The following is a 12,524-nucleotide window of genomic DNA, read 5'->3' on the forward strand; positions in this document are numbered from 1 at the left end:
GCATGAAAAACGATGCATAAAGCGGGCAGGCGTGGCGGGGATAGCATTGCGCGCTGACCTCTTTGTGTAATTCTTGGGCGCAATTGGCTTCCTTTAATGTGTATAGTCTCAAACTTGAGCTGACAGTTTTCACTGGCAGCATACAATCAAATCTGACAGTCTGCTTAGCTATGAGCGGACCATGCATGTTGTTAATGAGGTCATGGTTAGGAATCAATCACCCAACTTGCTAAGGCTAGGTTAATGACCTATTTTGGCTGCTATTAATGCTAAAAAATTAAATAGACAAAACCAGAAAATGCAGAGAATCTTCTTTAAGAATCAGCTTAAAATACCAAGCAATTACCTGTAATACTTCTTTCGGAAAGTATAACATACTGTAGGAATAATATTATGGATTGGAATCGTGTAAACGTCTGGACTCGTACCCTATATACATTAGTGCATTCATTACATATGGCAAAACAAGTTGATTTTGGTGATAAGTCATCACTTAATGAACGCTTTAGAGATGCTACTAGTTGGATCTCACCCGTTTGTTCTTATTCCACGACTCTCTTACCATCTCATACAAATAATAAAAGGCTTGAGTTTAGGAAAGACCCATCTATGCATTTTGACGAGATATCTGGTCAGATAGTTAAGATGCTTGTTCAAGATTTGACAGTGATCTTCGATGAAATGATGGCAGATGCTATGGTTAAGCTAAATTTCAATCCCGCTGGGTTCCCTCAATCTAAAGTAGAAAAGCTTTCAACGCTACTTCATGCTGACTATGAGTGGTCAAAAAAAGGTTGTCTTGAACTAATTGCTGTAAGAAATTCATTGTGTCACGCTAATGGGCGTTGGAATACTAAGTCTCTTAATTTAATATCAAGCTTTATTAATCCTATCCCTGCGGCTGGTGATGAAATTATTGTAGGTTTCGAAATGCTTTTTAACTACAGAAAAGCAATTCGTACGTTTTTAAATGAAGTTTGCCCATCAGATAAAGCACCTAAATTAAAAATAAGGAATAATAAGTCTTCTCCGTCTAAAAAACAGTTAAAAAAAAACTTCAAGCAAGAAAGAAAGCAACGCGGTAGGGATGCAATGAAAGATTTGTTAAAGAAAATCTAAAATTAATGATTTTGGATTTAGGTAAATAAGTAAATGGCTATAAACGAAAGTAGAGGTCCAGATATCAGTTAGGCGTATTTATCTTGTGAAAAACTGCCAGTTTTCAGCTGGCAGTTTTGGCTGGCTAGGGCGAATGAATTGGTAGTAAGGTCGGCGAGAAGCGGAACTTATCGGATTAATAATTTGATTGCAGAATTAATTCCTAAAAATTCAAAAGTCATATTTATCTAAAAGAGATGACTTATACACCTTACAATTATTTAATTCATACTTTGAGCATATGGCTTTTACACTGCTTTCATAAGGATCAGATACAAAGGGTGATATAACCACATCATTAATCAATTCATTGATGTTGACATTAATAAAATATGGCTTAATAGTATATTTTTCCCAGTAATCAGTAAACATTGTATGCTGGGGGTTAAATAGATCATGTTCATGCGGTTTGTGATAAAGCCTGACTTCTTTCTCATGCTCATATTCTTTTCTTTTGAAAAGAATGCTGGCGATGGCCATATCATTTTCCAGAAGCTCTTCCTGTTTTAAAGAGAGATCATCAAAATTTAAATATTTAATTTTATTTAAATGGACAAGATTGATATTGTCTTCTGCTTCAATTGATTTTTTTAGACTGCCAACAGTTGTTTTGATTGCTACGGATTTTCCGTTATCGCCATATAGCTTCCACATTGCTTCAGATTCAAATTGACTCTCATACCAACAGCAAATACTTTGACGGCCACGAGTCTTTTCTTTCATTAGTTCCATCCTTAAATCAGAAGTGGCATTCCATTCCATCAGCCAGTCTTTCATTTCATTAGGCATGCTTTTGTAATCAGGCCTTGAGGACTCACGCATGGATCGTAAAGTATTTTCCATGTCCATATGAAACTTTTTTGGGAGGTGGCCTTCTAATGGATCGCTATTTTTGAAATATGATATTGGAGATAGAAATATTGTCCTGGAGTCAATCAAGTGAATAAATTTCTCAAGGCTCATATAGCGCCACAAAATAACATCATCTGAAAGCTTATGGTCAATTAAAATCTTATTCTTTATTTTCATTTTTGGATTGGCAACTTTGCAATATAAGTATGTTAAGTGACATCATTTTATTCCTTGAGGGAAAATATGCGATTCTTAGTTTTCTTCAATTTATTTTAACTTTATCAACGAAAATTAAATTTCTTAAATACAAGGAGAACATTCGTTTCTGGCATAGATCTGACTTTCAGATTAATTTTTACTCTATGCCATAGCTGTGTCAAGTCAAATCTAAACTAATAAATTTCATGTTGGGCTAACTTTTATAGGTGAATGTGCCCCACCAACTCATCATGTCTTTACGTTGTTCGAGATAGGTAGAGCGGTTGTAGGCTCGCCTAACTTCGTTTTTATCTGTATGTGCAAGAGCTGACTCGATGACATCAGGATTAAAGCTGGCTTCGTTGAGTGCTGTACTCGCTATGGAACGCAAACCATGAGCAACCAACTTGCCGCCATAGCCTATGCGCTTTAATGCAGCATTCGCAGTTTGGCTATTCATTGGTTGTCTGGGATCGTTACGGCTTGGAAAAACATATTGTCGGTTAGCGCTTATAGGCCGCATAACCTCGAGAATTTCCAAAGCTTGTTTTGATAAAGGAACGATATGTTCGCGCTTGGCCTTCATGCGTTCTGCAGGAATAACCCAAAGTTTCAAATCAAGGTCGATTTCTGCCCATTCTGTTCCAGAGGCTTCTGACGGTCGTACAAGGGTAAGAAGCTGCCACTCGATTAAACAACGGGTGGCGACTGAGAGATTGGACATCACCAATGAACGCATCAGCTTGGGCAGTTCTTCCGGCCGCAATGTTGGCATGTTTTGTTTTTTTGGCTTTTCGAAAGCCATCCCAACACCAGAAGCTGGGTTTGCATCGATCAAACCGGTATTAACCGCGTAAATCATAATCTCGTTAATGCGCTGCACTAACCGGCGAACTGTCTCAAGCGCCCCGCGAGCTTTAATCGGCTCCAATGCTTCTACAAACGTTTTAGCCTTGAGCGCTTGAACAGGAATTTCACCGATAGTAGGGAAGATGTCCTTCTCCAGCGATCGCCAAATATCCTTCGCATAATCCTCGGTAACGCTTTTACTCTTAAGCTGGAACCATCTTCCAGCAACAACTGAAAAAATACTGTCCAGCTCAATTTGCCGTTGCTCAGAAACTTCCTCTTGCTGCTTCTGTGGGTCAATCCCTTGTGCAAGCATCGAAAGATATTGGTCACGCATTTGGCGTGCGACAGCGAGCGTCAGGGCAGGGTACGAGCCAAGACTGAGATTTGTGCGACTGCTGCTATTTGGTCGCTGGTAGCGAAAACGCCACAGCTTCTTACCTGAAGTTTTTACGAGCATGAAAAGTCCGTCACCATCGTGCAGTGTGAAGTCTTTCTCTTGAGGCTTGGCTTTGAGGATTTCGTTATTGGTGAGTGGGCGTGTCATCCGCGCCATGACTGGTTTCCGTCCATAATTGGTACACGTTTTTAGGTACACATTATAGCGTGTACCTAAACGTGTACCAATTATCTCTGGATTCAGGCGGATCCCCTCGGAAGATTTCAGACACAAAAAAGCCCGCAGGGCTTGTGCCATGCGGGCTTTAAGGACTTCTGCGGATGGCACTGGAACCATCTTTGAAGAATTTTGGTGGAGCTGGCGGGAGTTGAACCCGCGTCCGAAATTACTACACCGTCGGCACTACATGCTTAGTCAGTTTTTACATTCGCCGGTTAGCTGCGAACAGACACGCCACTAACAGACTATCCTGATTGGATTTAACGCTTCAACCCCAGGCAAGGCATCCACGCGATCTCTTTTGGGTTTGACTTCTCTTGATCCCCGTCTTAAGAGCGGAAGCTAGGGAGAGAAGGCTAAAAGCAGGTTATTAAGCTGCTAAAGCGTAGTTTTCGTCGTTTGCGACTATTTTTTTGCGGCTTTTTACGAGGCAAACCGCCCCTCGGCATGCTCCTAAGGCTTCACAATCCCGTCGAGTCCAGAATCAGCCCCAGAACTTCAAATACTAGCAACAAAACAAATCAAAATCCAGTGCTTAACGCTTTGAATTCTTCATGATACGTGCTTTATCCAGTTTCCATTCACGGTCTTTGATATCGTCGCGCTTGTCGTGCTCTTTCTTACCGCGTGCAACACCAATCTTCAGTTTGCACCAGGCGTTTTTCCAGTACAGCGACAGCGCCACGATGGTGTAACCTTCGCGGTTAACGCGGCCATACAGTGAATCAAGTTCACGTTGCTTCAGCAGCAGCTTTCGGCTGCGCGTCGGGTCACAGACCACATGGCTGGAGGCAACGGCTAAGGGTTGAAAGGTTGAACCGAACAGAAAGGCTTCGCCATCGCGCAGCAGAATATAGCTGTCGCTGATGTTGGCTTTACCGGCACGAAGTGACTTAACTTCCCATCCTTGTAACGACAATCCCGCTTCATACTCCTCTTCAATGAAGTACTCGTGGCGGGCGCGTTTGTTCATGGCAACAGTGGCAGAACCGGGTTTGTGTGCTTTTTTCTTTGTCATAGTGCGGCGTATTTTACATCACTTAGTCGGTTATCGCATCCCCAGTCCAGCGGGGCGGCAGGAAACGGGATATTCTAGCACACCCTCACTCGGGGACATTTTTGTTTAATCGCTGAAAATGCTATTATTCAGCGGTTTTGTGATGAACAGGAACCATTATGGCTCAGATTAGTCGTTCGGCGCTGGTCCCGTTTAGTGCCGGGCAGATGTACCAACTTGTAAATGATGTGGATGCCTATCCGCAATTCCTGCCGGGTTGCACCGGAAGCCGCGTGCTGGATGCGTCTGAGAATCAGATGACGGCGTCCGTGGATGTGTCGAAAGCGGGCATTAGCAAAACGTTTACCACCCGCAATACCCTGACGGATAACCAGAGCATCCATATGCAACTGGTTGATGGTCCGTTCCGCAAGCTGACTGGCGGCTGGAAGTTCGTCTCGCTGGGTGATGACGCCTGCAAGGTTGAGTTAAGCCTGGAGTTCGAATTTACCAATATGCTGGTAGAGATGGCCTTTGGGCGGATCTTCAAAGAGCTGGCCAACAGCATGGTGCAGGCTTTCACACAGCGCGCCAAAGAGGTTTACCGTGCCTGATATCTCCGTCGAGGTGGTCTATGCCTTGCCTGAAAAGCAGTATCAGCTCTATGTGAAAGTGGAGCAGGGCAGCACGATTGGACAGGCCATCCTCAAATCAGGACTACTTGAACTGCGTCGTGAGATTGACCTCGCCAGTAACAAGGTCGGCATCTACAGTCGGCCAGTGAAGCTGGATGATGTGGTGAATGAGGGCGATCGTATCGAAGTCTATCGTCCGCTGATTGCCGATCCTAAAGAGTTACGCCGGCAGCGCGCAGAACGAGCGGCAGAAAGCAAAAAATAAGCCCTTATCCCATCAGATACAGCGGATACCCGGCATAAAAAAGGCGCTCAGTGCGCCTTTTTGCTGTCTGTTGTTTCTGACAATCTTACGACAATCAGTCGTTGTTCTGTGACAGATTCTGCTTGTTGTCGATATTAGTCAGAACGCCGTTACCATCAAAGGTCAGCGTCAGCGTCTGCTGTTTTACGCCCTCATGACCTGGCTCCTGACGGAAAACGTAATACCAGACGTTGCTGCCAAACGGATCTTTCATCATTGGCGTACCGAGCGTGTAAGCCACCTGCTGCTGTGTCATACCGGTATGAATCTTGGCCACATCGTTGGCAACCAGATAGTTCCCCTGGTTGATATCAGGACGATAGACCACGCGCTCTAAGGTGGAACATCCGGCGGTCATCATCAACATTACTACTGCCGCGGCAGTCAGCGTTTTACAGCGCATCTATACATTCCTTTTCCGGGGCCAAACGCCTTTTAAAGGCGGCTTTCTTGCCATCAAAATCTGAACTCTGCCTGCGGCAGGCTTTATTACTCTGGCGACATAAGTGCCGATGATAATAAACCTTTTCGCTGTTGGAAACCTCTACAGAGCAAGCATATGACCACGGAGGGTTAAAAAAGTGCGCTGCTATGCGGCTAAAAGTTCTTTTGCGTTGGCCAGGGTATTGCGTGTGACCTCGCTGCCGCCCAGCAGTCGCGCCAGTTCCTGCAGACGCGCCCGCTTGTCCAGTGGCTGCATGTGCGTTTCAGTCATTGCGCCATCGGTCTCTTTGCTGACGTAGAAGTGCTGATGACCACAACCGGCCACCTGCGGCAGGTGAGTCACACACATCACCTGGGTCGATTCACCCAGCTGACGCAGCAGTTTACCGACCACGGCAGCGGTCGGGCCGCTGATGCCGACATCCACTTCATCGAAAATCATCGCCGGTGTTTCCATTTTCTTCGCAGTAATCACCTGAATTGCCAGCGCGATACGCGACAGTTCACCACCGGAAGCCACTTTGCCCAGAGGCTGCAGTGGCTGGCCTGGGTTAGTGGTGACCTGGAAATCGACGCGGCTCGCGCCGTCTGCCGTGAGCTGATCCGGATTAAAGGTCAGCGCAATTTTAAACTGGCCGTGCGGCATCGAGAGCAGATGCATACTCTGGGTGATCAGCTGCTGCAGTTCGTCAGCAAAGTGGCTGCGCTGCTGATGCAGTTGCTCTGCGCTTTTCAGCGCAGCCTGATAATGTTCACCCACCAGTGACTGCAGGCTCTCCTGATCGCTTTCATGCTGTGAGAGCAGCTCCGCTTCTGCCAGCAATTGCTGATGCAGTTCGGGCAGGCCTTCCGGCGTGACGTGATGCTTACGGGCCAGCGCGATCTGGCGTGAAATACGCTTTTCCAGCTCATACAGGCGGTTAGGATCCATATCCAGGCTGTCACAGTAGTGACGCAGCTCATCGCTGGCTTCGGTCAACTGAATGGCGGCTTCTTCCAGCAGATTGTGAACGCCGTTCAGCTTCTCATCCAGTGAAGTCAGTTCAGAAATCATCTCACGCGCCGTGTAGAGCAGGCTGTTGAGATTCGTGTCATCGCTGTCTGCTAACAGCTGCAGTGCCTGCTGGCTGGTCGACAGCAGTTGTCCGCTGTTAGCCAGACGCTTGTACTCTTCATCGATCTGCTCATATTCACCCGGCTGCGGTGCGAAGTCGTTCAGCTCTTTCAGCTGATACTGCAACAGCTCGCGACGTGATTCGCGTTCCTGCGCCTGCTGCTGATGCAGCGCCAGGGTGCGGCAGCTCTGATTCCAGGTCTGATAGCTGGCGCGCATTTGCTGCAGCAGCTCGTCGTGACCGGCATAGGCATCCAGCAGATGTTTCTGATGATCAGGTTTAAGCAGAAGCTGATGGGCATGCTGACCGTGGATCTGGATCAGTAACTGGCCGAGGTCGCGCAGCTGAGAGAGCGGCACTGCTGTGCCATTGATAAAGCCACGGGAGCGTCCGTCAGCGCTGATCACCCGGCGCAGCAGGCACTCGTTGCCCTCATCCAGATGATTATCGACCAGCCAGCGCTGGGCAGAAGGGGAGGACTTAAGCTGGAAGCGGGCACAGAGGTCAGCCCGGCTGGCACCCTGACGCACCATGTCAGCATCAGCACGACCGCCCAGACACAATCCCAGCGCATCAATGGCGATAGACTTGCCGGCACCGGTCTCACCCGTGATAGCTGTCATGCCGCGTTGGAAATCAATGTCGAGCTCACGAACGATAGCGAAATTACTGATGGTCAGTTGGGCCAGCATAGGTTCACCTGTATGAATAAACACATATGGTTTTTCATACAGTATAAACTGGTTTTTTATCCAGTAAAGAGGCGAGGCCGGTTTTCAGAACAATTTTTTTGACCAGCCCAGTTTCGAACTCAGCGTATTGAAATAGCTGTAGTTTTTAGGATGGATCAAATCAAGATGACCGGCACTGCGGCGAATCAGTACATCCTCGCCCTCCTGGATGGGCAGCGCAATCTGGCTGTCACAGCTGATCTCCAGGTCACTGCGACGTGAAGAAAAGCGTAAACGGATGGTACTGCTGCTGTTGATCACCAGTGGCCGCGCGGAAAGCGTATGCGGGAACATCGGCACCAGCACAATCGCCTCCAGTGACGGCGTCAGAATAGGGCCGCCCGCCGAGAGTGAGTAGGCTGTAGAGCCGGTGGGCGTGGAGATAATCAGCCCGTCTGAGCGTTGGGAAAAGGCGAACACTTCATCGATGTAAACTTCAAATTCGATCATGTGTGCCACTTTGCCAGGATGCAGTACGACTTCATTAATGGCAGAGCCAATACGCGGCGAGCAGTCCGATTTGCACACCTGCGCTTCCAGCAGAAAGCGGCTCTCGACGAAATAGTTGCCCTGCAGCACCTCATCCAGCTGTTGCTGCGCGTTATCCGGATCGAGATCAGTGAGAAAACCGAGATTACCGCGGTTAATGCCGATCACTTTGATGTCATAACGCGCCAGCACACGCGCTGCGCCCAGCATATTGCCGTCACCACCCACCACGACGGCTAAATCAGCCTGCTGACCAATCTCCGCCAGCGTGCCCGTCTGTACGTCGTGAAGCGACAGCTCCTGGGCAATCTGCTTCTCAACGATCACCTGATAACCTTTGGCCGTCAGCCAGCGCCAGAGCATCTCATGCGTGGTTAACGCAGTGGGATGGCGCGGATGACCCACAATCCCAATGCAGTTAAAGTGTTTATTCATCTGGTCGGTGTTCCTTATAAGCCAAAACGGCAAGGCAATGTGATAGGTTCCCTTGAATCCGTCATACCAATCCCCATAATAAGCCAACCAGCGAAATGAATGTGCAAAACGCGGAGAAATTCATGAGTAGTAAAGAACAGAACACCCCAAACGAGCAAGTCTCAGACGAAATTCAGCAGGATCAGCAGCAACCTCAGGAAGCGGAGACAGCAGCAGAGGTGGATCCGCGTGATGAGCGTATTGCTCAGCTCGAAGCTGAATTAGCGCAGTCGCAAACCGGTGTGCGCGATGCCCAGCTGCGTGCGCAGGCTGAAGTTGAGAACATTCGTCGTCGTGCCGAAATGGACGTTGAGAAGGCGCATAAATTTGCGCTGGAGAAGTTTGCCAACGAACTGCTGCCAGTCATCGACAGCCTGGAACGTGCGCTGGAAGTGGCAAACAAAGAAGACCCGCAGCTGGCATCCATGATCGAAGGGATTGAGCTGACCCTGAAAGGCCTGCTGGGTGCCGTGCGTAAATTCGGTGTTGAAGTGGTAGGCGAAACGGGCGTGCCATTTAACCCGGAAGTGCATCAGGCAATGTCGATGATAGAGTCTGAAGAGTTTGAGCCTAACCATGTCATGCTGGTGATGCAGCGTGGCTATACGCTGAATGGTCGCCTGCTGCGTCCGGCGATGGTGGCGGTTTCTAAAGCTAAAAGCTGATTCAACGCCTGAATCCTGTCACACGGCCGCGCACTGACGCGGCCGTGTGCTTTCTGGCGTTAATCCGGTAAGACCGGCGTCCAGTCCACCGGTTTTTTACCGGCTGCGCTCAGCAGTTCATTGGTGGTCGAAAAGTGTTTGCTGCCGAAAAAGCCACGATGCGCGGAAAGCGGCGAGGGATGCGGTGCCTGCAACACATGATGGCGCTTGCGATCAATAATGCTGCCTTTCTTCTGGGCATGCGAACCCCACAGTAAAAAAATCACCCCTTCACAGTGCTGGTTAATCGCCTCAATCACATTATCCGTAAAGGTCTCCCAGCCGAATCGGGCATGAGAATGGGCTTTACCCGCTTCAACCGTTAACACTGTGTTGAGTAACATCACGCCCTGTTTTGCCCAGCTCTCAAGAAAGCCGTGGTTGGGCTTTTCAAAGCCGGGAATATCCTGTGCCAGCTCTTTATAGATATTCTGCAGTGAGGGCGGCACCTGAACGCCGGGCAGCACCGAAAAAGCCAGTCCATGCGCCTGATTCGGCCCGTGATAGGGATCCTGACCCAGGATCACAACGTTGACGTCGCCCAGTTCTGTCAGGCGAAAGGCGTTAAACACATCTTTCTGCGGCGGATAGACGGTTACACCCTCGGCGCGCCGATCGGCGACCTGCTTCAGCGTCTCAATAAAATAGGGTTTCTCTTTCTCTTCAGCCAGCACGTCGTGCCAGGTCAGCTTTTCAGCCATGTTCAACTCCCTTAACGTTAGTGCCGTAAGCTTAGCTGTTCCTGCTGTCGACCTGAAGGCAAAAATAATTTGAATAATACAAATTATTTTTTAATGGCAGCGGGTTTGAGATCAACGGGTTAGCGTTAAAGCCGCCTGAATGCCTGATTCGTATTGATACAGGTCAAAGAGGCCTGGAATAAAGAGTGCTATACCGGGGCCTCAAATTTGATGTATTCACGTTTTATTCGGGAGACGCAATGATGATCACGGGTATCCAGATCACGCAATCAAACAACTCACAGTTACTGAACTCATTCTGGCTGCTGGACGAAGAGAAAGCCCAGGCGCGTTGCCTGTGTGCAAAAGCGGGCTATGAAGAAGACCAGGTTGTCGCGCTCAGCGAACTGGGCGAATTTGCCTGGCGTGAAGTGCCGGTTGAAATTAAACCTCAGGTGCGGGTTGAAGGTGGACAGCATCTGAACGTCAACGTTCTGCGTCGTGAAACACTGGAAGATGCGGTTAAACATCCTGAGAACTATCCGCAGCTGACCATTCGTGTTTCCGGCTATGCCGTGCGTTTTAACTCACTGACACCAGAGCAGCAGCGCGACGTCATCACCCGTACCTTTACTGAAAGTCTTTAAGCAGTCTGATTAATCAGGTGATGAAAATAAGCGCAAAGCGCACACAGCAATCTTTAGCTTAATTATTAACGAGATAAGAAGTTTAACGTCCGGCATTGTTATGCTCGCGCCTTAAAGAAAACGCGCTGGCATGAAAAACAGTGTGAAAAGGTTATTACTGATTATCAGATAAAAAAAATCGCCTCAATTGAGGCGATCTTTTTATGGCGGCGATGATTTATTCCGCATTCTCGTTAGCTGGCGTACTGCCGCTTGCCTTGCGGCGTTTGCCGACATTTTTGGCATCACGATGACGGTTTTTCACCCGCGGTTTTTCAGTTTCGCTGGCTTTCTTCTCTGCACGTTTGGCCAGTACCTTTTTCGACGGTTTTCCCGTGGTTTTGGCACTTGGCGCACGCGTTTCCGGACGCAGCTCATCAATCACACGCGCTTTGATAGGCTCGTTAACATAGCGGGTGATTTTGCCCAGCAGGACGAAATCGTGCGCTTCAACCAGTGAGATGGCGATGCCTTTACGGCCCGCACGACCGGTACGCCCAATGCGGTGCAGGTAAGTATCTGCGGTGCGCGGCATGTCATAGTTAAAGACGTGACTGACATCCTCAACATCAATGCCACGTGCCGCGATATCGGTAGCAACCAGCACGTTAACGCGTCCTTCGCTCAGGCGCTTAATCGCTTCGTTACGTTTCGCCTGCACCATTTCGCCTTCAAGATAGCTGCTGCGAATCCCCGCTTCGTGCAGCCAGCTCACCAGCTCATGCAGACGCTCACGCTTACGCACGAACACGATGCAGCGCGTCACATCCGGCTGTTTCAGCAGGTGAATCAGTAATTTTGTCTTGTGCTGCAGATCATCAGCGCGGTAGTACCACTGCTGAATTTTTTTGCGCTCACGACGGCTCGGGTCCGCTTCCAGTTCTACCGGATCGTTCAGCAGACGCTCGGCGAAGTCGCGAATGTTGTCGCCTTCCAGCGTGGCGGAAAAGAGCATGGTCTGCTTACGCCAGCGCGTTTCAGCCGCGATGGTTTCGATATCCTGGGCAAAGCCCATATCAAGCATGCGGTCCGCTTCATCCAGTACCAGGGTTTCTACGGCGCGACAGTCAAAGTTCTCTTCTTTGATGTACTGCAGCAGTCGGCCGGTGGTGGCGACGACAATATCCTGGTTTTCGCTGAACACTTCGGCATGGTTCATGTAAGCCACGCCGCCCGTGATCGTGGCGATATCCAGATGGGTATGTTTCGCCAGTTCACGCGCATGATCGGCAACCTGCATCGCCAGTTCGCGTGTTGGGGTCACAATCAGGATGCGGGGTGGTCCGGATTTCTTGCGCGGAAAATCAAGCAGGTGCTGCAAAGCCGGTAACAGATACGCGGCGGTTTTCCCGGTCCCTGTAGGTGCCGAACCCAGAACGTCACGACCCTCCAGTGCGGGCGGAATTGCAGCAGCCTGGATCACTGTTGGGCGCGTAAAGCCTTTTTCCTGCAACGCTTGTAGCAGGCTTTCGTCGAGTTCGAGTTCGGAAAATGTGGTTACTGTCATGGTCTACCTCAGTTTGGGGCGCTGATTATAGACAGATCAGACTGAATCTTCATCTGTTAATCCGTTTCGGCTGCGCCTGGGG

General features: G+C 48.9%; 13 protein-coding genes and 1 other RNA gene. 5 read left to right on the plus strand and 9 right to left on the minus strand.

The annotated features are described in order from the left end of the window. Nucleotides 1-393 precede the first annotated feature (393 nt). Nucleotides 394-1,119 carry a hypothetical protein gene (locus NP77_RS06755; RefSeq protein WP_156137291.1) on the plus strand — a complete coding sequence of 242 codons (726 nt, stop codon included), beginning with the start codon at nucleotides 394-396 and terminating at the stop codon, nucleotides 1,117-1,119. 210 nt (nucleotides 1,120-1,329) lie between these two features. On the opposite strand, the gene NP77_RS06760 is transcribed toward NP77_RS06755, so the two are convergent. The 4 genes from NP77_RS06760 to smpB all read right to left on the minus strand — a co-directional run bounded on the left by NP77_RS06760 (nucleotide 1,330) and on the right by smpB (nucleotide 4,694). After that, nucleotides 1,330-2,007 (minus strand): DUF2971 domain-containing protein, encoded by a 678-nt coding sequence (locus NP77_RS06760; protein WP_197066361.1) that lies wholly within the window; start codon nucleotides 2,005-2,007, stop codon nucleotides 1,330-1,332. Between the two features lie 415 nt (nucleotides 2,008-2,422). Next, nucleotides 2,423-3,613 carry an integrase domain-containing protein gene (locus tag NP77_RS06765; protein ID WP_039659506.1) on the minus strand — a complete coding sequence of 397 codons (1,191 nt, stop codon included), beginning with the start codon at nucleotides 3,611-3,613 and terminating at the stop codon, nucleotides 2,423-2,425. Between the two features lie 193 nt (nucleotides 3,614-3,806). Continuing rightward, nucleotides 3,807-4,168, minus strand: a transfer-messenger RNA (tmRNA) gene (gene ssrA, locus NP77_RS22830). Nucleotides 4,169-4,211: 43 nt separating this feature from the next. Continuing rightward, on the minus strand, nucleotides 4,212-4,694 hold the full coding sequence (smpB, locus tag NP77_RS06770; RefSeq protein WP_003848573.1) for an SsrA-binding protein SmpB: 483 nt from the start codon (nucleotides 4,692-4,694) through the stop codon (nucleotides 4,212-4,214). A 158-nt stretch (nucleotides 4,695-4,852) separates the two neighbouring features. Between smpB and NP77_RS06775 the strand changes: the two genes are divergently transcribed. Together NP77_RS06775 and NP77_RS06780 are read left to right on the plus strand one after the other, a co-directional pair. Further along, complete coding sequence (locus tag NP77_RS06775) at nucleotides 4,853-5,287, plus strand: type II toxin-antitoxin system RatA family toxin (RefSeq protein ID WP_008926724.1); 435 nt, start codon at nucleotides 4,853-4,855, stop codon at nucleotides 5,285-5,287. Beyond that, a complete protein-coding gene (locus NP77_RS06780) occupies nucleotides 5,280-5,573 on the plus strand; it encodes an RnfH family protein (RefSeq protein ID WP_039659508.1) in 294 nt (97 codons plus the stop codon). Before NP77_RS06775 ends, NP77_RS06780 begins: the two co-directional genes overlap by 8 nt. 94 nt (nucleotides 5,574-5,667) lie before the next feature. Here NP77_RS06780 and bamE read toward each other — a convergent pair whose 3' ends face one another. From bamE to nadK, 3 genes are all read right to left on the minus strand, one after another. Beyond that, the gene (bamE, locus tag NP77_RS06785) at nucleotides 5,668-6,015 is read right to left on the minus strand and encodes an outer membrane protein assembly factor BamE (protein WP_003848578.1); all 348 of its coding nucleotides are present in this window, start codon (nucleotides 6,013-6,015) and stop codon (nucleotides 5,668-5,670) included. Between the two features lie 186 nt (nucleotides 6,016-6,201). After that, the gene (gene recN, locus NP77_RS23390) at nucleotides 6,202-7,863 is read right to left on the minus strand and encodes a DNA repair protein RecN (protein ID WP_039659509.1); all 1,662 of its coding nucleotides are present in this window, start codon (nucleotides 7,861-7,863) and stop codon (nucleotides 6,202-6,204) included. Between the two features lie 84 nt (nucleotides 7,864-7,947). Beyond that, a complete protein-coding gene (gene nadK / locus NP77_RS23395) occupies nucleotides 7,948-8,826 on the minus strand; it encodes an NAD(+) kinase (protein ID WP_003848582.1) in 879 nt (292 codons plus the stop codon). A 122-nt stretch (nucleotides 8,827-8,948) separates the two neighbouring features. Between nadK and grpE the strand changes: the two genes are divergently transcribed. After that, nucleotides 8,949-9,530 (plus strand): nucleotide exchange factor GrpE, encoded by a 582-nt coding sequence (grpE, locus tag NP77_RS06800; protein WP_039659511.1) that lies wholly within the window; start codon nucleotides 8,949-8,951, stop codon nucleotides 9,528-9,530. 59 nt (nucleotides 9,531-9,589) lie between these two features. Here grpE and ung read toward each other — a convergent pair whose 3' ends face one another. Next, a complete protein-coding gene (ung, locus tag NP77_RS06805) occupies nucleotides 9,590-10,270 on the minus strand; it encodes a uracil-DNA glycosylase (protein ID WP_003848587.1) in 681 nt (226 codons plus the stop codon). Between the two features lie 242 nt (nucleotides 10,271-10,512). Here ung and grcA point away from each other — a divergent pair, with 242 nt between their 5' ends. Then, the gene (grcA, locus tag NP77_RS06810) at nucleotides 10,513-10,896 is read left to right on the plus strand and encodes an autonomous glycyl radical cofactor GrcA (protein WP_008926720.1); all 384 of its coding nucleotides are present in this window, start codon (nucleotides 10,513-10,515) and stop codon (nucleotides 10,894-10,896) included. A gap of 217 nt (nucleotides 10,897-11,113) precedes the next feature. On the opposite strand, the gene srmB is transcribed toward grcA, so the two are convergent. Continuing rightward, nucleotides 11,114-12,442 (minus strand): ATP-dependent RNA helicase SrmB, encoded by a 1,329-nt coding sequence (gene srmB, locus NP77_RS06815; RefSeq protein ID WP_003848590.1) that lies wholly within the window; start codon nucleotides 12,440-12,442, stop codon nucleotides 11,114-11,116. Between the last annotated feature and the right edge of the window lie 82 nt (nucleotides 12,443-12,524).

Source organism: Pantoea sp. MBLJ3 (assembly GCF_000816655.1).
In the GTDB taxonomy this organism is placed as follows: Bacteria; Pseudomonadota; Gammaproteobacteria; order Enterobacterales; family Enterobacteriaceae; genus Pantoea; species Pantoea eucalypti.

Excerpts from the sequence above, each read along its gene's own strand:
- nadK (WP_003848582.1), bottom strand. The coding sequence starts at position 8,826 with ATGAATAAACACTTTAACTGCATTGGGATTGTGGGTCATCCGCGCCAT.
- ung (WP_003848587.1), bottom strand. The coding sequence starts at position 10,270 with ATGGCTGAAAAGCTGACCTGGCACGACGTGCTGGCTGAAGAGAAAGAG.
- bamE (WP_003848578.1), bottom strand. The coding sequence starts at position 6,015 with ATGCGCTGTAAAACGCTGACTGCCGCGGCAGTAGTAATGTTGATGATG.
- NP77_RS06765 (WP_039659506.1), bottom strand. The coding sequence starts at position 3,613 with ATGGCGCGGATGACACGCCCACTCACCAATAACGAAATCCTCAAAGCC.
- srmB (WP_003848590.1), bottom strand. The coding sequence starts at position 12,442 with ATGACAGTAACCACATTTTCCGAACTCGAACTCGACGAAAGCCTGCTA.
- grpE (WP_039659511.1), top strand. The coding sequence starts at position 8,949 with ATGAGTAGTAAAGAACAGAACACCCCAAACGAGCAAGTCTCAGACGAA.
- grcA (WP_008926720.1), top strand. The coding sequence starts at position 10,513 with ATGATCACGGGTATCCAGATCACGCAATCAAACAACTCACAGTTACTG.
- NP77_RS06775 (WP_008926724.1), top strand. The coding sequence starts at position 4,853 with ATGGCTCAGATTAGTCGTTCGGCGCTGGTCCCGTTTAGTGCCGGGCAG.
- recN (WP_039659509.1), bottom strand. The coding sequence starts at position 7,863 with ATGCTGGCCCAACTGACCATCAGTAATTTCGCTATCGTTCGTGAGCTC.
- NP77_RS06760 (WP_197066361.1), bottom strand. The coding sequence starts at position 2,007 with ATGGACATGGAAAATACTTTACGATCCATGCGTGAGTCCTCAAGGCCT.
- NP77_RS06755 (WP_156137291.1), top strand. The coding sequence starts at position 394 with ATGGATTGGAATCGTGTAAACGTCTGGACTCGTACCCTATATACATTA.
- smpB (WP_003848573.1), bottom strand. The coding sequence starts at position 4,694 with ATGACAAAGAAAAAAGCACACAAACCCGGTTCTGCCACTGTTGCCATG.